This is a genomic window from Thermosynechococcus sp. HN-54 (assembly GCF_023650955.1).
Lineage (GTDB): Bacteria > Cyanobacteriota > Cyanobacteriia > Thermosynechococcales > Thermosynechococcaceae > Thermosynechococcus.
Genome location: NZ_CP098039.1, coordinates 2,687,061 through 2,705,963, shown reverse-complemented (window position 1 = coordinate 2,705,963; position 18,903 = coordinate 2,687,061). Strand labels below are relative to the sequence as shown.

The following is an 18,903-nucleotide window of genomic DNA, read 5'->3' as shown; positions in this document are numbered from 1 at the left end:
GCAAACCTCGTCCGTAGGATTGTGAGCAATGATAGGCAACACGACCAAGACGGCAATAGCCTTGCAGGGCTACCGCTGCCTCACGGGAAGTGATACGATTGTAGATCGCTCTAACGACTGACTAGGGCGTGCCCCTTGGGGCAGTGTTTTTTCTGATTAACCATCATAACTGCAACAGCCATGACGCAACGTACACTGGGCGGCACTGTCCGCAAACGTAAACGCACCTCTGGGTTCCGCGCGCGCATGCGTACCAAATCGGGTCAGAACGTGATTAAGGCACGGCGGCGTAAAGGACGGGCACGGCTGACCGTCTAGTGCTCCCTCGTCAACATCGCCTGCGCGATCGCCATGACTTTGACCGCGTCTATCAGCACAAAACGGCCCACCACGGCAAACTGGCGGTTCTTTGGCTGGCGCCCCAAGCCCATAAGGGAGCGCCACGGCTGGGTATTGTGGTCAGCAAAAAGGTCAGTAAGCAAGCCGTTGATCGCAACCGTTTGAAGCGGCAATGGCGACGGGTAATCCGACCACTCTTACCGCAGATAGCCGCAGGGTGGGATATGATTGTGGTAGTGCGTCAGGCGGCACTGCAAGTCAGTGACGAGGACTGTCGCGCTGAATTGACGCAGTTAATGGCCAAAGCAGGGGTAGTGACAATGCCGGGAATTTCCGAAGACGTTTTTTATGAAGGTGGTCCCCATTGGGGTGACTTGATGATCAACTTGCTCTTGGGGCTAACGATCATCTGCTTGCCCCTTACAGTTGGTGCCATTGTGCGTGCCCTCTGGCTGCGCTACCGCATTACCAATCGGCGGATTACGGTGATAGGCGGCTGGATGGGGCGCGATCGCTCCGATGTCATTTATAGCGAAATCACCAAAGTCGTTACCGTTCCTCGTGGTTGGGGCGCCTACGGCGATATGGTCGTCACCCTCAAAGATGGTAGTCGCTTAGAAATGCGCGCTGTCCCTCGCTTCCGTGAAATTTATGACTACATTTCTGCCAAATTAAGTCCCGCTGCCAAAAGTGTCAGTGGCGCGATTGGTTCTTAAGACCTAAGATAGTTCTGTTAACTGTTCACCCCTAATTGCAGGATTCCATGGATTTTGGTATCGGTTTCCTCTCCAACAATGTCATGCTGCCAATCCTTGATTTTTTCTATGGGATTGTGCCTAGCTATGGCCTTGCGATTGTGGCGCTGACACTGGTGGTGCGCTTTGCCGTCTATCCCCTCAGTGCGGGATCAATTCGCAATATGCGGCGCATGAAAGTGGTGCAGCCGATCATGCAAAAACGGATGCAGGAAATCCAACAGAAATACAAGGACAATCCTGCCGAACAGCAAAAGGCAATGGCAGAGGTGTACAAGGAGTTTGGCAATCCCTTGGCGGGGTGTTTCCCCCTGCTGTTGCAGTTGCCAATTCTCTTTGCCCTCTTTGCCACACTGCGCGGATCACCCTTTGCTGATGTGAATTACCAGCTCAACCTGCAAATTGTCCCTGCCGATCCAACGGTCTTGGTCCAACCCTTTGCAACCAAGCCACAAAATATCTACGTGGATGAGGGGGTACACTTCCCTATTCAAGCGGTAGTCTCCACAGGTACCAAGATTCCAGTGGGTCAAACGGTGGATCTCCAGTTCCAAACTAAGGAAGGCAAGCCCTTTAGTGAACTGGCGGCTGCCTATCCCAATAATCATCTCCAACCGAAGTGGCAAATTATCCGCGGTCAGGAGCGGGCAACTATTGATAGTGAAGGTCACCTCCAAGCTCTCCAACCCGGTGACCTGACCGTTCAGGGAACCATTCCGGGAATTGCCGCGGATCAAGGTTTCCTCTTTATCTCTGCCCTTGGCCATGTGGGTGCCATTGATCAAGGGGAACTGTTCATCACGCTGCCCGATGGTACACGCCAGTTTAATTGGGGGGCAATCCACTGGGATATCCTGATCATGATCCTTGGCTTTGGCGTCAGTCTCTACATCAACCAGTTGCTCTCTGGCCAAGGCAGCAGCAATAACCCGCAGCAGCAAACCGTGAATCAATTGACACCGATCATCTTCTCTGGCATGTTTCTCTTTTTCCCATTGCCGGCAGGGGTGCTGCTCTATATGCTAATAGCCAACATCTTCCAGACGGTGCAGACCTTTATTCTTCAACAGGAGCCGCTGCCAGAGAACCTGCAAAAACTGGTGGAGGAGCAGGAACGGGCTGAAGCCATTAAAAATCGTGCTGCTCTTCCCTTTGAGGGCAAGGGTGCCAAAAGTGCCAAGGCCACCAAAGCCAAGCGTAATCCATCAAGTTGAGGGGAGGCATGACCGCTGATCCAATTGCTGCGGGGTGTGCGTGGCTGGAACAGGCGCTTGCTTTAGCAGGCTTTAAGACAACCGTTTCCGTGGTGGAGTCCCCTTTAGCAGGTGTGGTGCCGGGGCACTGGCTAGAGATCGATCGCCAGTCGCTGAGTGCTGCGCAAATTGAATCACTGCTGGCCAACAATGCCCAAGCCCTCGATGCGTTGCAATATCTGCTCAATGCCACGTTGAATTTGGGGCGATCACGGGAGGAGCAAACGGCTTTTACCCTAGAATTGGCGGGCTACCGGCGTGCCCGCTACCGGCAGTTGCAGGAGATTGCCCATCAGGTGGCTGCCCAAGTCCTCGACACCGGTAAACCGGTTGAAATTCGCTCGCTGTCAGCGGCAGAGCGGCGTGTCGTTCACAGTCTCATTAAGGTAGAGAGCGATTGCCTTGAAACCTTTAGCCACGGCGAGGAACCTGATCGCCGCTTGGTGGTGCAGTTAGCCCAAGGGACTGAGGCCGAAGTGGCGGCTGATGCGCTGGAGCAGGTATAGACCTAAAATCGAGTTGCCACTGGGATCAAGGGGTGGACTGTAGCAGGCGATCGCCCCCTGTCGCGGCACGATGGCCAAAATCACACCGCTGACACCCGATTTCACGGGCAAGCCAATCTCTAGGGCATAGCGGGGGGAGTCTTCGTAAAGACCACAGGTGAGCATGAGCACATTCACCTGCTGGCGGTGGCGATCGCTCACCTTTTCATGGGGCAACGCCAACAGCAGACCTAGGCGCGCCACCTCCTCAATCGTTCCTTGGAAACAGCACACCTGATTGTAGATTTCAAGGGCAACCCCCGCATCGGCAATCCGTCCAGACTCAACCAAAAAGTGAGCAAGGGTGCGATTTTGCCAGTTGGGATGGCGATGAACCGCAGCTAAGACCGCCTCATCCACTCGCAACTCGGTACCGGCACACTCATTCAGCCATGTTTGAAAGGCGGCTACCCCCCCCACTTGGGACAACTGGCTCGCGAGGGCGATCGCCCCACTATTGATCATCGGATTGCGGGGCCACCCCTGATCGAGGGTTAACTGCAACACAGAGTTATAGGGGTAATCTGAGGGTCGCTGCCCTACCCACGTCCACACCTGCTCCTGCCACAGCGTCAAGGCATACAGCAGTAAAAAGGGCTTAATCGCGCTCATTAAGGGAAAGCGTAGCGTGGAGCGCCCAAGGGTGAATTGATGTTCTGGGGTTACAACAGCAAACGCAAAGGCTTCAGACCCCACCCTCGGTAGCCGCTGCAGGGGTTCCCCCTTGGCAACTTCTCCTGGTGCAGCCTTGAGCCACTCTTGGATGAGGGCAGGGTCTAGATCCCCCAGCATTGCTGAGCCTAAGTATTGGCATCGAGGGAGAGTTGCTCGCTAGTGGTGACCCGTCGCCGCCGCCGCCGACCTGCGGGCACAGCGGCCTCTGTGGTTGATGCTTCCCCGACGGATTCAGTCTCAGGAGTGACTTCTGGCCCACTGGTATTGAGCAGCGCGGTGGCAGGAATCGGCTCGACATTAATCGTGCTGACCACAGGGGAAGGCGGCTCATCAGCAGTCTCTGGGATATCCTCAGGCATTCCCTCACTGACGGGTCGGGCTGTTTTCTGGGGCAGGGGTAGGGGGTCTTGGCCAGGGCGTGCCACCATAACAATCGTTCCCCGCGGATTTTTCACTTCCTCAGGGTGGAGGACAAGGGGAGAAATTCCCATTTCCGCATAGACCGCCTGCTCTTGATCCGTCATTGTTACGGTAATCACTTCCGCTGGTTCAGAGCGGCTAGGACGGGCAGGGCGCGGCGGACGGCTCTCCACTTTAACCACTGGCGGCGGCGCCGTTTCTGTAGGCGTGGTAATTACCTTGCGGCCATTGCCATTTTCGGGGGTACGGCGAGGACTGCGCGGGGTTGGTGGATGACTACTGCGGGAAGAACGCGGGCGAAGACCCCCCACCGCTTGATAGTCAGGGTGGTTAATGAGTTGGGTCTCTAGACTGCTACTGGGAAAGCCATTGGGTTCAGTGCGGGATTCTAAACTGCGGCGTGGCTCCGGTGGACGGGGCATGGGCGATCGCTCGACAATTTCACCGGGGCTATCCTCCGGTTCACCGGGTAAATGCACCAAGTGACCCAAGCCACCGCAGGCACTGCAGGGACGGCCAAAGAGTTCGTAAATATTTTGCCCTTGGCGTTTGCGGGTCAGTTCCACCAGCCCCAGTTCTGAGAGTTGAGCAATTTGGGGGCGAGCTTTATCAGCACGCAGGGCTTTACTAAAGTGCTCCAGCAGTTGCAACTGGTCGCGGCGGGAATCCATGTCAATAAAATCAACAATGATCACCCCAGCAATATTGCGTAGTCGCAGTTGGCGAGCAATCTCCGTAGCCGCTTCGCAGTTCGTCCACAGCACTGTTTCCCGCGAGGTAGCTGAACTGGTGAATGAACCGGAGTTAACATCAATGACCGTCAATGCCTCTGTCGGTTGAATGATGATATAGCCGCCGGAGGGCAAATCCACACGGGGTTTAAGGGCTTCACGAATGGCAGCATTCACCCGAAAGTAATCCAAGATGGGGATGGGTTCTTGGTGATAGTCAATGAGAACCCCCACGGGCTTATTGACATTCCAGTTTTTTAGGTGCTGTTTTACCCGTTTGACGCCATCCGGAGTATCCACCACAATGCGGTTGACATCACTGCTATAGACATCCCGCAGCACTTTTTGGATAAAGTCATCATCGCGCCCCAGAAGCTGGGGAGGACGGCTGGAGGCCGCCTGCTGTTGAATCGTTTCCCACTGCCGTTGCAGGAGTTCCAGATCCTCAAGTATGGCCTCTTCGGAGACACCCTCAGCCTCTGTACGCACCAGTAGCCCCATGCCAGCGGGTTTGACCAAAATACCCAAGGCACGTAGCCGATGCCGTTCCGCTTCATTGGTAATCCGTCGCGATAGATTCACCCCCCGACCATAGGGCATCAGCACGAGATAGCGCCCAGGCAACGAAATATTTCCTGTCAGCCGTGGCCCTTTATTGCCCGTGGGTTCCTTCATCACCTGAACCAGCACTTTTTGCTGCGGTGCGAGCAATTCCGTGATTGCCCCAGCAGTTCGCTTCAGGCGTAATGGTCCTAGGTCAGTCACATGGATAAAGCCATTACGGGAGGCATCCCCTAAATTGACAAAGGCCGCATCAATGCCCGGCAGGACATTTTCAACAACGCCAAGGTAGATGTCCCCCACCTGATGGGTTCCCGTGGCCACAATCAATTCTTGAATTTGATCCTCGGCAAAGACCGCCGCTAGCCGATGTTCCTCGGCAATAATAATTTGCTTAGGCATTCATTATCCTTAGAATTTCTTAACAAAATAAACGTCAGCATGAATTGGCTAAAGGCATCTAGCACAGTGTTTAGCCACTCTTGCCCCTGTAAGGGACGCATGCAAGTTTGGCTTTAAGATGGTTGGGAAAAGGGTTCCTGTAGAGGTGGGTTGGCATTGGAACGCGGAACGCAACTCTGGTGATACCTAAAAAGCCCTGCACGATTTGCAGAAGGGAAAGATGTCACCCCATGCCAGCCTTGATGAAAGTCTATGCTTAACCTTTGGTCTCTTAGGCTATAGAGGTTAAGCAAAAGGGATTTTTCTACAGTACCTCTAATGGTCTCTGATTATATGTATCTCTGTCAAGATTGGCTAGGGGATTTTGCAAAAATTTTCACCGTCGGTGCCGCTACCCTCTTGAGCACGAGCATAGTGTGCCACTTTGCAAACCTGATAGGACACTTTGGCGATCGCCCACAAAGCTGCTACAACTATAAGCATCTATTAAGCGTCTTGGCTAGAAAATTAGCCACATTGAGGAGAATTGCCCATGGGAGTCCACATCAAGCAGGCAGTGGAAGTCGCAACCTATATCATCTCACAACGCCTACAGGGCAAAAAGCGCTTTCCCCTCACCTTGATGCTTGAGCCTCTCTTTCGCTGTAATCTGGCCTGTTCGGGCTGCGGTAAAATTCAGCATCCCCTTGAAGTCTTGCGCAAGTATCTCACGCCGGAGGAGTGCTTCCGGGCCGTCGAGGAATGTGGTGCGCCGATTGTCGCCATTCCCGGTGGGGAACCCCTGCTGCACCCACAAATTGATGAAATTGTCAGTGGCTTGGTGGCACGGCGGAAGTTTGTTTATCTGTGCACCAACGGAATTCTTCTAGAGGAAAATCTCCACAAGTTCAAGCCCTCCCCCTACTTTAGCTTCAGCGTTCACCTCGATGGTCTGCGGGAATGGCACGACAAATGTGTGGATCGTAAAGGGGTCTTTGACACGGCTGTAAAAGCCATTAAAGCGGCCAAAGCAAAGGGCTTCCGTGTCACCACCAATACGACCATTTTTGAAGGGGTGGATCCCAAGGAAATGCAAGAGTTCTTTGATTTTGTCAGTTCCCTAGGGGTGGATGGCATGATGATTTCGCCGGGCTATGCCTATGAGTGGGCACCGGATCAGGAGCACTTCCTCAAGCGGGAGCAAACCCGTGCCCTCTTCCGTGAAATTCTCGCCCCCTACCGTGCGGGTCAGAAGAAGTGGAATTTCAACCACAATCCCCTGTTCCTTGATTTCCTTGTGGGTGAAAAGGACTATGAGTGTACCCCTTGGGGAATGCCTAGCTATAGCGTATTGGGCTGGCAAAAGCCCTGCTATCTGCTGAACGAAGGCCACTACAAGACGTGGAAGGAGCTGATTGAAAACACGGATTGGGACAAATACGGCCACAAAAGTGGCAATCCCAAGTGCCGTGACTGCATGGTGCACTGTGGTTATGAGGCGACCGCTGCCATGGATGCCTTTAACCCAGCCAATATGGTCAAGGCAGCGGGTAGTCTCTTCTAACGCGGACGCATCAGTTGCCAACGTTGCTCTGCGGTTTCCACTGCGGTTTTCGGGGTTGATGTTCCAAGGAGAACGCTTTCGATCGCTCGCCCAAGGGTTTGGGAAAAGCGGGCATAACCACGGAAGTTAGGCCTAGCCCTAGCAGCGGCCATCTGATCCAAAAAGACACGGAGCGCCGGCTGTTGCGACACAAAGGCTTGGTAGCGATCGTTGGCACGCACCGTTTCGTTCACTGGCAAGTATCCTGTCCCCAAAGCCCACTCTGTTTGGAATTCTTCACTGAGGACATAGTCTAGGAATGCCAAAGCCGCCTGTTCCCGCTGGGGTGTTGAGCGAAAGACAAAGAGGTTTTCTCCCCCTAGGGCTGTTGCAGGGGTCTGGAGGGCGGGCATGGGGAGGACGCCAAAATCTATCCCCGACTGTTGCAGTTGAGCTAATGTCCAAGGGCCAGTAATCTGCATCGCCACTTCGCCACGGATAAATTGATCCAGTTCATAGCCACGTTCAGGGGCAGAGAGGATGGCGAGACCCTTTTGTCGTAGGCGTTGCCAAAAGTCAAGAGCCGCGATCGCTGGCGGTGTGTCAATGTGGGCGGTTTCTGGCGTTTCTCCGAGACTGCCACCGGCGCTCCAAAAGAAGGGCAACCATGTGAAAACGGCAAATTCCCCTTGGCCAAGGGCAAGGAGCAGCGGGGTGATGCCCTGTGCCTTGAGGGTTTGGCTCACCTGCTCCAACTCCTGCCATGTGGTGGGCAGGGTTTGTATGCCAGCGGCAGCAAATAAGCTCGGACGATAAAAGATTCCAACATTGTTCGTGGCAAAGGGAATTGACCAGTAATGGCCGCCGTAGCGCATCGTTGGAATCAGGGCAGGACTGACGTGGTCACGGTAGGGGGAGGCTTGCCACCAGTCATCGAGGGGACGCAGGGCCCCCAGATCAACAAATTGACCCGTGATCGTGGGGTTATACCAGAGCAGATCCGGTGCGGCATTGCCCACCACCGCCGCTAGAATTTTGGGCAACTGTTGATCCGGCTGTCCGACATAGAGGGCTTGAACGTGAATCTGGGGATGCCGAGCATTGAAGCGATCCACAAGCCGCTGGAGTACCACGCGGTTGGGGGGTGGGTTGACCCCATGCCAAAACACGAGTTCAATTGGCTTCTCGGATTGGGTCGCCGTTGTACAGCCAATAAGCAGTAGAGCTAAGAAACCCAGCAGCAGCGCGCACCAGCCACGTCTATTGCAGACGATCAATCGTGCGGTATTGAATGGCTTCGGCCACATGGGCAGCGGCAATCGTTTCACAGTCGGCCAAATCGGCAATTGTACGGGCTACTTTTAGGATACGGTCTGTGGCTCGTGCCGATAGCCCTAATTTGGCGATCGCCCCCTCTAGAAGCTTCGTGGAAGGCTCATCTAGACGACACCACTGGCGCAGATGGCGACTTTGCATTTGGGCATTGCAGTGGAGACTGGGTTCTTGGGCAAACCGCCGTTGCGCTCGCGATCGCGCCGCCAAGACCCGCTGCCGTACGGTGGCTGAATCTTCTCCCGGCGCTTGGCGGGTGATTTCCTCTGGCTTGAGGCGGCTGACACTCACTTGCAAATCAATGCGATCCAACAGCGGACCAGAGAGTTTTGCCCAATACTGTTCTCGCTGGCGAGGGGAGCAGGTACAGGGTTGCACGGGATCGCCATAGTAGCCACAGGGACAGGGATTCGTGCTGGCCACCAAGGTAAATTGCGCTGGAAAAACGACGGATTGGCGGGTGCGGGCAATTGTGACTTGGCCATCCTCAAGGGGCTGACGCAAAAACTCCAACACATCCCGCTTGAATTCCGTCAATTCATCGAGAAAGAGCACCCCGCGATGGGCAAGGGAGATTTCCCCCGGTCGTGGATAGCTGCCACCCCCGACAAGGGCAGGGCCAGAGGCAGAGTGGTGAGGGCTACGAAAGGGAGGGGTTTGCAGCAGCTGCCCGCGTTCTTTGAGCAAGCCAGCAACGGAATGAATTTTCGTGACTTCAAGGGCTTCTTCAAATGTCAAGGGCGGCAAGATCGTGGGTAAACGCCGCGCCAACATTGTTTTGCCACTTCCCGGTGGCCCGACAAAGATGAGATTGTGGCCGCCAGCAGCGGCAATTTCCAAGGCGCGCCGTGCCTGATACTGCCCCTTTACGTCTTTGAGGTCAAGGGTAAATTCGGGAGAGGGTAAGAACTGGGAATTCAAGGGATGCGTGGCGGGCGATCGCGAGCTAGGGTCATTCAAGAAAGCCGCGACTTCGGCAAGGGTGTGGCAACCATAGACCTTCAGTCCCCGCACCACCGTTGCTTCCGTGACATTGGCCATCGGCACCACGAGACCGGTCATTCCTTGGGCTTGCGCGGCAACGGCGATCGCCAGCACCCCTGCCACCGCTTGCAATGTGCCATCGAGGGACACTTCCCCCAGAAAAAGATGATCACCGAGTAAGTCGGTTGCAACCTGTCCTGAGGCCGCTAGGATACCAACGCTAATAGGGAGATCGAAACTAGGACCTTCTTTGCGTAAATCGGCAGGGGTGAGATTCACGACAATTCGCCGCATTGGAACGCTAAACCCCGCATTGCGAATGGCCGCCTTCACTCGCTCCCGTGCCTCTTGAACCCCCGCATCGGGCAAACCAACGACGACAATCCCCGGTAACCCGCCGGAAACATCTACCTCCACGCCAACGGGAATCGCGTCAATTCCTAGAACGGCTGCACTCCAAACTCGTGCCAGCATAGTCTCAAAAATCAGAAAGAGCACCGACGACTGGCCGTGTTTCGTCTCGGTGCCCTTAACTGGTTCGCTCCTCACACACTTAATGACCTTAGCAGAAAGATCCTAGATTTGTCACCATTGCATAGAATTTTTCATGAAGTTTGTTTGCCAAACCCCAATTTCTGTATCTAGTCCTAGCGTAAGCTCCCCAATGTGTGCCGCCAGGCCAGCTCTTTGCTGAGAATTGCTAGCGATCGCTGTTCAGTCCCACTGAAGAGGGGCGTAATGGTTTCCAGAATTTGCCCCAACAAGGGTGCGGCATAGTTTCCCGTTGAGCGCAACAAATGGGCATAGTAGCGAAACTGGGCTTGGCCTTGGGCACTGCGATGAAAGGCGAGTACCTCTGCGGTTGTTAGCTGCCAAACAGGGGTATTGACTGGCACCACCAGCTTCGGCATCCCCTGCTGGCCATAGAGGCGATCCTCGGCAGTCACCAAATGACCAATGAGGGCAATCCACAGCAGGGTGCGGGTTTCACTGACCAAATCCGGACTGAGAAAGGTGTCAGCATGAGTGGTGAGGCGAGGGCTAATCTGATGGAACTGGGGATTCAACAGTTGCGAATTGTAAATGACGCCGACCGCCCAATGGCGCTGCTCATCCTCTAGCTTGACAAAGCGACCAAAGCTGTAGTCTTCTGGGGTGGGGGGGTGGGACACATCCAATCGATCCACCAGTTGTGCTACATAATCGCAGTGGGAGTTGGACTTGACGATGTGTCCGAGGTAAATGGCCGGCTCACTCATGGCTTGCCGCTAGGACGCGCTGTTGGATCTCAATTAGCTCTTGGATACCTTGGGTCGCCACATCGAGAAGCCGATCAAGGGTTGCCCGATCAAAGGAACTCATCTCGGCTGTTCCTTGAACCTCAATGAATTGACCATTGGCTGTCATCACAACATTGAAGTCCACACTGGCAGCGACATCCTCAGCGTAGCTCAAATCGAGATAGGGGTCACCGTCAATTAAACCCACAGAGACTGCCGCCACCTGATGGCGCAGGGGGGATTCTCTGAGCACCCCTTGCTGAAGCAGAGAACTAAGGGCATCCACCAAGGCAATGTATCCGCCAGTAATCGCCAGCGATCGCGTGCCAGCATCGGCTTGGAGGACATCCGCATCCACAATTAGCGTGCGCTCCCCCAGTAAGGATAAGTCCAAGGCAGAGCGTAAACTGCGACCAATGAGGCGCTGGATTTCTTGGGTGCGCCCAGAGAGTTTGAGAAATTCCCGCTCTTGTCGGGGTCGTGTCGCACTGGGCAGCATGCGGTACTCGGCGGTCAGCCAGCCTTGACCCGTGCCTTCTAGGAACTTGGGTACACCTTCGGTGAGACTGACGGTACACAGGACTTGAGTGTGCCCTGCTTGGGCAAGGACTGATCCCAAGGCAAATTGAGTGAAATGTCGCTGAAAGCGGTGCGATCGCAATTCCTGTGGTTGACGGCCATCGGGTCGCTGCCACCCCATGCTTGACTCCCTCTCAATCACCTTCCCTATTAGAGCTTATTTTCTGGAGCCAGCGCGAGACCTTCCCATTGGGCGATCGCCCGACGATTGGAGATAATGTAGTTATTGCTACACGCTATACTCTTTTGCCAATGCTAAATAAAGATTAGCCCGTTGCCATAAAGTAAGGAGTTTGACATTGAAAAAGGTAGAAGCCATTATTCGTCCCTTCAAACTGGATGAAGTCAAGATTGCCCTTGTCAATGCGGGTATTGTCGGCATGACCGTCTCCGAAGTACGCGGCTTTGGGCGGCAAAAGGGGCAAACGGAACGGTACCGTGGTTCAGAATACACGGTGGAATTTTTACAAAAGTTAAAAGTTGAGATTGTGGTCGAAGACGATCAGGTGGATATGGTCGTGGCGAAAATTATTGAAGCTGCCCGCACCGGCGAAATTGGCGACGGTAAGATCTTCGTCACCCCCGTAGAGCAGGTCATTCGCATTCGTACCAGCGAAAAAGATCACGAGGCTGTCTAGGGGCGGATGCCGAAGATCTCTGGCCAAACCCAACTTCTGGGAGTCATTGGTGACCCGATTGCGCACACCCTCTCACCGGCAATGCACAATGCAGCGCTGGAACATCTTGGTCTAGACTATGTCTATGTGCCCTTTTGGGTCAAACCACAGCAGTTGGGGGTAGCGATCGCTGGCCTAGATGCCCTGAACGTCGTCGGCTTTAATGTCACCATTCCCCACAAGGAAACCATCCTTTCCTATTTGGCGGATGTCAGCGACCTCGCACAGCAGGTGGGGGCAGTTAACACCGTCTATCGCAGTGAAAAGGGATGGGTCGGTACCAATACTGATGTGCATGGCTTCTTAGCACCACTGCGGCAACAATCCTACCCGTGGTCAGAGATTGCCGTTTTAGTCTTGGGCTATGGCGGTGCGGCACGAGCCGTGGTCACTGCCTGTTATGACTTGGGCTGTCGGCAGATTTATATCAGTGGTCGCCAAGAGGAACGGCTAGAGGCCTTTGTTGCCAGTTGGCCACAGATCACTCTCCATCCCCTTTCATGGTCAGAGCGAGCCAGTTGTTTGGAGAAAGTCAGCCTTGTGGTCAATACCACCCCCATTGGCATGAGTCCCCATACTGGCACCACCCCCCTAACAGCCGAGGACTTGGCACGATTGCCCACCACCGCCATTGTCTATGACCTGATCTACAAGCCTCGCCCCACCCTCCTCCTGCAATTAGCGATGGCACGGGGACTGCAAACCTTCGACGGCCTTGCCATGCTTCTCCATCAGGGAGCCGCAGCCTTGGAGTACTGGATTGGCCAACCCGCACCCACTGCCATCATGGCCACTGCCCTTGAAACTGCCCTAGGGATGGAGAAATAACATGACACCATGGCTGTCAGAACTAACGTGGTTATCCGTGGTTTTCCTTGTGTCGCTGTTGATTTCCCTAGGGATTAAATTTGCGGCTCCCCTCTATCCCTTGCCGCCAAGTTTCGGCATAATTGCTTTACTGCTCCTTTTACCGGCAGCTTTGATGGCGATTGTCCTACTGAGGCTCAACCAAAACGATAGCCAAAACCCCGCACCGTAAGAATGTACTGGGGATGACTGGGATCGGTTTCAATTTTCTCCCGTAGCCAGCGGATGTGGACATCGACGGTTTTGCTGTCGCCAATAAAGTCGTGCCCCCACACTTGATCGAGTAACTGCTCCCGTGGCCAAACGCGGCGAGGGTGACGCATAAACAGTTCAAGCAGTTTATATTCTTTGGGGGATAGATTGATCTCCTCGCCCCGCAGGGTTACGCGGCATTCTTGGGGATAGAGACAGAGATCACGAAAGCGCAGAACCGTTGGCACTGTGGCCTGTTGAATTTGCGTCCGCCGCAATAGGGCACGACAGCGCGCCAGCATCTCCCGCATACCAAAGGGCTTAGCCAAGTAGTCATCGGCACCAATTTCAAGGCCAACCACGCGATCAATTTCACTGCCTTTGGCACTGATCATGAGAATGGGAACTGTGCACCCTTCACGGCGAATTAAGCGGCACAGATCTAATCCATTGATGCCCGGGAGCATGACATCTAGGATGATCAAATGCACCTCTGTATTTTCAGGACTAGTATCGATCAGGAGATAGGTATTAATGAGATTGAGGGCTTCATAACCATCGCTGGCCACAAGGGTATGGTAGCCTTCCTCCTGCAAAGCAAGGACAAGAGTTTCCCGAATCAAGTCTTCATCTTCAACCACTAAAATGTTGGCAAGGGCAGGTGGTGTGGCAAAAGGAGCCTTGGCGGGTTCGGCGACTGTATCAATAGAAAGCATAAAAAACCTGCGTAGTGCCCTGTTGGCTTCTCTCTAATGAGATGTTCACTCCCAATATAAACCCCCTGTGGATCACAGGGTGCACGTTCACTCGGTAACAGTTCTCTAAGGATATAGAGACTCTCAGAAGTGTTAAATCCTGCAGCAAAACTTAACATTCCAAGCCACACGTAGCTCTGGCTGCCAATCAAAGCTCCAGTGCACTATCGTAGCTTGCATAGCGCTAGCCATACACTGCCGACTCAGTTTTAGTTGCACATATCGCAATTTATCTAACAGCTTCCTCCCAAAGTATTCAGGTATATCCACTAGCTCTAAAATTATAGTTATTCCAATAAAGAATGAGACATTATCCAGCACAATAATTGCGAATCACTTCATCAATCGAACAGTTTGAGCCTGCATACATCCGCACTCGCTTCAACGCACTAAAGTCGTGCCCAATCACATTCAAATCAGGAGAGTATTTCGGTAAAAATAACACCTCGTGACCCGCCGCTTTGACCGCTTCCTGAATCGCCCCTTTCGGATGAACCGGTGCATTATCCATAATCAACAGCGGAGGTCTCTTTAACTCCGGCAAACAGTACTGACTTAGCCAGCTCACAAACCCTAACGCATTCAAATATCCTGAAAACAGCATCAGCGCTATGAAGTCTTTCTGGTGTCTATACCGTCCCGCCACTAAACTCTCTCTTCTCTTACGCTTCCCCGCTCGCTCTCCATCAATCCGTTGCCCTCGCGCTGACCACCCATACTCACACTCCACCCGAGAGCCAAACCCCGTCTCATCGATATACACCGTTCTTGGTAACGCATCTGTTTTTTTTTGGGTGATGCCCATCTGATCGAGGGCGTAACTAATGGTGGAAACTTGTACGCCAAATCGCTGGGCACGGTCGATTAAACGGTCATCGGGATGGGTCGCAACATCCGCTGCTAAGGCCGCCCAATCCAGTTTCCAAGGACGACGGGGGACAACCGTGGGGGCTAAAAGGTGGGGCAGCTTGCCGCTGAGGATGCGTTGAAAGTGCGGCAGTTCGGCAGCAAAGGGGTCACGTATTTGCCCAGTCAATCGTTGCCTCGTAGGCACGCATGGAGGTCATTCCCTGTTGAAGTTGAATGGCAAAGAAAACATAGACTCCACAGGCCAGTTGCGATCGCGGGTGCGCGTGGGTGATGCCACACACCTGATGCACTTCCTCTAGGGGGCGCGTGCGCATCAAACCGCCATTGCCATTGCTGTGTTCGTCAGTGCCACCGGAGGTGAGGGGCGAATTCCCTGCCTCTAACTTCATCAGGGCGCGACGGGTGGCAATACCGACATCAAAGACGGTGCCATAGGGGGTCCAGAGATTCTCGGCGTACCATGCGAGAAACTTAGCGGCAATCTGCTCTAGGTCAAATCCCCCACAGAGAGCATCAGCGAACTATCATCCGACCATGTTCCCGGCGGCTGGTAATAGGTACCGTAACTGCGCATATCCACCACCGGGTCGCGATCGCGCTCCGAGCGAGTGCTAAATTCCACAGGTACACCAAGGGCATCCCCTAAACAGGCACCCAATAATCCATTGACGACGTATTCAGTATTCATAGGGGGCGATCGAGAGTCTCTAAACGTCTCATCTAAACTTCTCAAGAATTTTTACTATTATTTGCATCAAATGCTGCTGATTGTGACCAAGACTGCCAGTCTGTTGTCGGAATCACGTAGCGCACGACATCTACCTCTTCACCAGGCTTAAGCTTTGCGGCTGGATTCTGGATAAGGTGCAGTTGGGGTTGGCTGAGCGCTTCCGTCACCACATAGAGCCAATAATCTGCCCCCAGTCGCCCTGCCGTAATCCACTCATTAGCCGTGAGCACCACCGCCCCGACACCGGCTCGCCCTTTGACCTCAATGCAGCGGCCACTGGACTCAATGTCATAGCCCAAATTTTGCTGACTTACATCATGGGGGTGGCGTCCCTGTTGCTGCTCAAAGGCGATCGCCACTTGCATAGCCGCCTGTTCCACCTGTTGACGTATTTGGGGGTCGTCCTCATCCACGGTAGCTGGTAAAGGAATCACATAGGCCTGAGCCAAAAGGGTGATGCCATCCGCAGTGAGATGTTGCGATCGCGCCAACTCGGTCTCTAGGGCTTGGCGGCGGTGTTGCAGTTCCTGTACGCGACGCTCCTCATTCTGAATTGGCAAGCGCACATCCTCTCCCTTCGTCATCGCCCGCACCTTCAGTTCTGCTAGCTTTCTGCTGGACTCATGAATCAAATGGTCGAGGCTGCGCAATCCATACTTGCGGCGAATCTCAATGTCCCGCTGCTGCTCATTAGCAACCTCCGTTTTGTAACTGGGAAGTAGGCGCTCAGAAGCCCAGCGTCGCAATTGTTGACCCATCTGTGGGGCTGAGGGTAGGGAAGGCACTTGGGCAGGCACGGCGTCCACCAAAAAGGCAAGGGGAATCGAGTGAACCTGACCGTCTCCTTGATCAGCCAAGGCCACTAGCCGCTGCGAAACCATCTGACCCAAGCCATTGCGAATCCCCAACACCAAATAGCCCAGGTAAAAAGGGCGATGGACATTCGGCGCGGCAAAAATTGCCCCCCGCTGGAAGTGAGGTTCCGCCAACCGCAAGACTTCCGTCACCACCGGGTCAAAGAGGGGATGTCCGGGCGTCAACAGTTCCACATCAAGGTAGGCCTTAGCGGGTTGCACCTGCGGATCGAAGGTGACTCGTGGATATTCCGAAGGGAGATTGCGATCCTTGCGCAGCTCATAGGGTAGCCGTACGCTGAATAAGCCCTCCGCTCGCTGGCGCACCTCTCCCCCTAAACGCCCCATGGCACGGCGGAAAAAGCGTTCCGTATATTCAGGCTCCAAGCGTTGGGTTTGGCTTTGGCTGAGATCTTGGCGCAGGTGCCTTAAGTCCACTTCCCGTTTGGCCAAGGCTTCTAGGGTAATTTCGCGAATGTAGTTGAGGCGGCTGGGGTGCAACCGCGATTCCACCATCGCTTGAATCTCCTCAAGGCGGCGCCGCCCCAGCAGATGCTCAAGGAGCAGTTGCTCAAGGGAAATATCCTGTAGGAGATCGCCAACCACATCATAGACACGGTCAGACCCCAATTCTTGGCGCATTGCCTCCAGTTTGGCCAACAGCAGCTTCAGCACCTCCCCCTCACGGGTATTGGCGGCAACGAGGTTGTAAATATTGACTTCATAGCGCTGGCCATAACGATGAACCCGCCCCATGCGCTGCTCCAAACGGGTGGGGTTCCAAGGCAGGTCATAATTTACCATCACGGCACAAAATTGCAGGTTAATGCCCTCCCCGGCAGCTTCTGTGGCCACCATGACCTGGGCGTTATCCCGAAATTTCCGCTCGCGCTCCACCCGCTCCTCAAGACGCATTGAGCCATCAATAGAAGTGACTGGGTAGCCCCGTTTCCTGAGGGCCTCAACTAAAAAATCAAGGGTGTCCTTGTGCTCGGTAAAGACCAAGAGCTTTTCGCCCTTGAGTTTGACAAGAAGCTTCAGCAACTCCTGAAACTTGGTATCCTGTTCCCGCTGGGCAAGGCCACGCGCCATCTGCACAAGCTGCTCTAGGGCACGGATTTCTGTTTTCAACTCGTGGATATTACGGGCGAGGGTGACTTTTTCGCTGAGTTCGGCTTCAAGCTGCCAGCGATCGCTCTCTGGGATGTCCTCCAGTTCCTCCACATCAATCGCCACAGGGTCGCGCATCACGACTTCCTGCAGTTCCCGCAGTCGTTTCCAGCGATTTTCCAAGGAACGACTAATGGCATAGGTGCTGCTGGCCAAGCGCCGCTGAAGCACTGCCATGGCAAGGCCGATGGTGCACTGTTTTTCTTCCCACGCTCGCTTGAAGTGCTCCCGCACGTAGGTGGTGACAGCGTTGTAAAGCTGCTGCTCAGGAGCAGATAGCTCAAAGGCTGGCGTGTGGACATAGCGCGGTGGAAATAGCGGCTTGCCCTGAAAATCCACCATGTCCTCCTTGAGACGACGCAAAAAGAGGGGATTCTCGCCCGCTTCTACCGCTTCCTGCAAAAGACTGTTGGTGGCAAAAAGATCAGGGTCTAAAAGATTCAAGAGCAGGCGAAAACGATCGTCATTGCCGGGGTGGGGGGTGGCCGTTAGAAACAAGAGGTGGCTGCTGATTTGACTCAGGACTTCCCCTAGACGATAGCGCAAGGATTTTCTCACTTCGGTGCCATAGCGAGTGGCCGAGAGCTTGTGGGCTTCATCCACGATCACGACATCCCATTGACTCTGTTGAAGTTCGCTGCGATAGGTTTCCTGCTTGGCAAAGTCAAGACTGGTAACAATATGGGGGTATTTCTGCCAGACATTCTCTTGGTAGTGGGCACTACTGGTGTGGCGATCGACGACGGTGAACTTTTCATTGAATTTTTCTGCTAGCTCGCGGCGCCATTGATCCGTCAGGTTGGCGGGGGTAACGATGAGAATGCGCTGAGCCACTCCGCGATATTTCAGTTCCTTGAGAAATAACCCAGCCATAATGGTTTTTCCTGCCCCCGGATCGTCAGCCAAGAGACAGCGCACCCGCGATCGCTTCAGCAGCACCCCATAGACCGCTTCTAGTTGATGGGGCAAGGGATCTACCCGACTTGACCAAACGGCAAAGAAAGGATCAAAGGTGTATCCCAAACGGATGCGATAGGCTTCGATACCAAGGGCAAATAGCTCCGCGTCACCATCAAACCGTTGTTGGGGTAAGCATTGAACCAAGAGTTCCTGTACTTGTGACAGCTCCAATACCCTGGGATGTAATTGCTCGGTCTCCAGACCAAGGGCATACACTTCATAGGCGTCTCCCAAGGCCTCGATACGGATGACCTTGACGGGTTCTGGCCAAAAAGGTGCTTCCAACCGCTGATCTATGAGAAGAGAGTACTCTGAGGGATTCATCGGTTATGAAGCCTAGGGGGTTGTTTCTAGTGGTAGCAGGAAATGAGTCTTTTTGGCAACTGCAATTGTAACCAATCCTCCTTCTAAAGGAGGAGGCGTTCTAGCCCGCACCTGCTACTCTGTCGA

The 18,903-nt window shown here is 54.1% G+C and carries 17 protein-coding genes and 2 pseudogenes; 9 read left to right on the top strand and 10 right to left on the bottom strand.

Translation table 11 applies throughout. The features are described from left to right. Positions 1-180 precede the first annotated feature (180 nt). The 5 genes and pseudogenes from rpmH (at position 181) to NBE99_RS13180 (ending at position 2,853) form a co-directional block, all read left to right on the top strand. Positions 181-318 carry a 50S ribosomal protein L34 gene (gene rpmH / locus NBE99_RS13200; RefSeq protein ID WP_011056450.1) on the top strand — a complete coding sequence of 46 codons (138 nt, stop codon included), beginning with the start codon at positions 181-183 and terminating at the stop codon, positions 316-318. Then, positions 318-587: pseudogene (rnpA, locus tag NBE99_RS13195) on the top strand (ribonuclease P protein component); the annotation flags it as partial. The gene rpmH and the pseudogene rnpA, both read left to right, overlap by 1 nt. A gap of 72 nt (positions 588-659) precedes the next feature. Then, positions 660-1,055: a PH domain-containing protein gene (locus NBE99_RS13190; RefSeq protein ID WP_250683746.1), complete on the top strand. Its 396-nt coding sequence runs from the start codon at positions 660-662 to the stop codon at positions 1,053-1,055. A gap of 47 nt (positions 1,056-1,102) precedes the next feature. Beyond that, positions 1,103-2,308: a membrane protein insertase YidC gene (yidC, locus tag NBE99_RS13185; protein ID WP_250682491.1), complete on the top strand. Its 1,206-nt coding sequence runs from the start codon at positions 1,103-1,105 to the stop codon at positions 2,306-2,308. An 8-nt stretch (positions 2,309-2,316) separates the two neighbouring features. After that, complete coding sequence (locus NBE99_RS13180; protein WP_250682490.1) at positions 2,317-2,853, top strand: R3H domain-containing nucleic acid-binding protein; 537 nt, start codon at positions 2,317-2,319, stop codon at positions 2,851-2,853. Here NBE99_RS13180 and NBE99_RS13175 read toward each other — a convergent pair. Beyond that, a complete protein-coding gene (locus NBE99_RS13175; RefSeq protein ID WP_250682489.1) occupies positions 2,800-3,684 on the bottom strand; it encodes a glutaminase in 885 nt (294 codons plus the stop codon). The genes NBE99_RS13180 and NBE99_RS13175 overlap by 54 nt on opposite strands. An 8-nt stretch (positions 3,685-3,692) precedes the next feature. Continuing rightward, positions 3,693-5,681: an Rne/Rng family ribonuclease gene (locus NBE99_RS13170; protein ID WP_250682488.1), complete on the bottom strand. Its 1,989-nt coding sequence runs from the start codon at positions 5,679-5,681 to the stop codon at positions 3,693-3,695. A gap of 532 nt (positions 5,682-6,213) precedes the next feature. On the opposite strand from NBE99_RS13170, the gene hpnH reads away from it, so the two are divergent. Continuing rightward, positions 6,214-7,224, top strand: a complete 1,011-nt coding sequence (gene hpnH, locus NBE99_RS13165) for an adenosyl-hopene transferase HpnH (RefSeq protein WP_250682487.1) — start codon at positions 6,214-6,216, stop codon at positions 7,222-7,224. On the opposite strand, the gene NBE99_RS13160 is transcribed toward hpnH, so the two are convergent. The 4 genes from NBE99_RS13160 to rph form a co-directional block, all read right to left on the bottom strand. Further along, on the bottom strand, positions 7,221-8,510 hold the full coding sequence (locus NBE99_RS13160) for an ABC transporter substrate-binding protein (RefSeq protein ID WP_399370647.1): 1,290 nt from the start codon (positions 8,508-8,510) through the stop codon (positions 7,221-7,223). The two genes, hpnH and NBE99_RS13160, sit on opposite strands and share 4 nt — an antisense overlap. Further along, on the bottom strand, positions 8,464-9,993 hold the full coding sequence (locus NBE99_RS13155; RefSeq protein WP_250682485.1) for a YifB family Mg chelatase-like AAA ATPase: 1,530 nt from the start codon (positions 9,991-9,993) through the stop codon (positions 8,464-8,466). The genes NBE99_RS13160 and NBE99_RS13155 overlap by 47 nt, the downstream gene beginning before the upstream one ends. Positions 9,994-10,166: 173 nt before the next feature. Next, positions 10,167-10,778, bottom strand: a complete 612-nt coding sequence (locus NBE99_RS13150) for a hypothetical protein (RefSeq protein WP_250682484.1) — start codon at positions 10,776-10,778, stop codon at positions 10,167-10,169. Next, a complete protein-coding gene (gene rph, locus NBE99_RS13145) occupies positions 10,771-11,499 on the bottom strand; it encodes a ribonuclease PH (protein ID WP_250682483.1) in 729 nt (242 codons plus the stop codon). Before rph ends, NBE99_RS13150 begins: the two co-directional genes overlap by 8 nt. A gap of 178 nt (positions 11,500-11,677) precedes the next feature. Here rph and NBE99_RS13140 point away from each other — a divergent pair, with 178 nt between their 5' ends. From NBE99_RS13140 to NBE99_RS13130, 3 genes are read left to right on the top strand one after another with little or no spacing between them, the layout of a single operon-like run. After that, on the top strand, positions 11,678-12,016 hold the full coding sequence (locus tag NBE99_RS13140) for a P-II family nitrogen regulator (RefSeq protein ID WP_250682482.1): 339 nt from the start codon (positions 11,678-11,680) through the stop codon (positions 12,014-12,016). Between the two features lie 6 nt (positions 12,017-12,022). Then, positions 12,023-12,883: a shikimate dehydrogenase gene (locus tag NBE99_RS13135; RefSeq protein ID WP_250682481.1), complete on the top strand. Its 861-nt coding sequence runs from the start codon at positions 12,023-12,025 to the stop codon at positions 12,881-12,883. Position 12,884: 1 nt separating this feature from the next. Beyond that, positions 12,885-13,094 carry a hypothetical protein gene (locus NBE99_RS13130; RefSeq protein WP_250682480.1) on the top strand — a complete coding sequence of 70 codons (210 nt, stop codon included), beginning with the start codon at positions 12,885-12,887 and terminating at the stop codon, positions 13,092-13,094. Here the strand turns inward: NBE99_RS13130 and NBE99_RS13125 are convergent. The 4 genes and pseudogenes from NBE99_RS13125 to NBE99_RS13110 all read right to left on the bottom strand — a co-directional run bounded on the left by NBE99_RS13125 (position 13,060) and on the right by NBE99_RS13110 (position 18,738). Continuing rightward, positions 13,060-13,830, bottom strand: a complete 771-nt coding sequence (locus NBE99_RS13125; protein WP_250682479.1) for a winged helix-turn-helix domain-containing protein — start codon at positions 13,828-13,830, stop codon at positions 13,060-13,062. The genes NBE99_RS13130 and NBE99_RS13125 overlap by 35 nt on opposite strands. A 349-nt stretch (positions 13,831-14,179) precedes the next feature. Next, positions 14,180-14,905: a transposase gene (locus tag NBE99_RS13120; protein WP_250682478.1), complete on the bottom strand. Its 726-nt coding sequence runs from the start codon at positions 14,903-14,905 to the stop codon at positions 14,180-14,182. Then, positions 14,886-15,427: pseudogene (locus NBE99_RS13115) on the bottom strand (ADP-ribosylglycohydrolase family protein). The gene NBE99_RS13120 and the pseudogene NBE99_RS13115 overlap by 20 nt, the downstream one beginning before the upstream one ends. A gap of 41 nt (positions 15,428-15,468) precedes the next feature. After that, positions 15,469-18,738 (bottom strand): helicase-related protein, encoded by a 3,270-nt coding sequence (locus tag NBE99_RS13110; RefSeq protein WP_250682477.1) that lies wholly within the window; start codon positions 18,736-18,738, stop codon positions 15,469-15,471. Positions 18,739-18,903 lie beyond the last annotated feature (165 nt).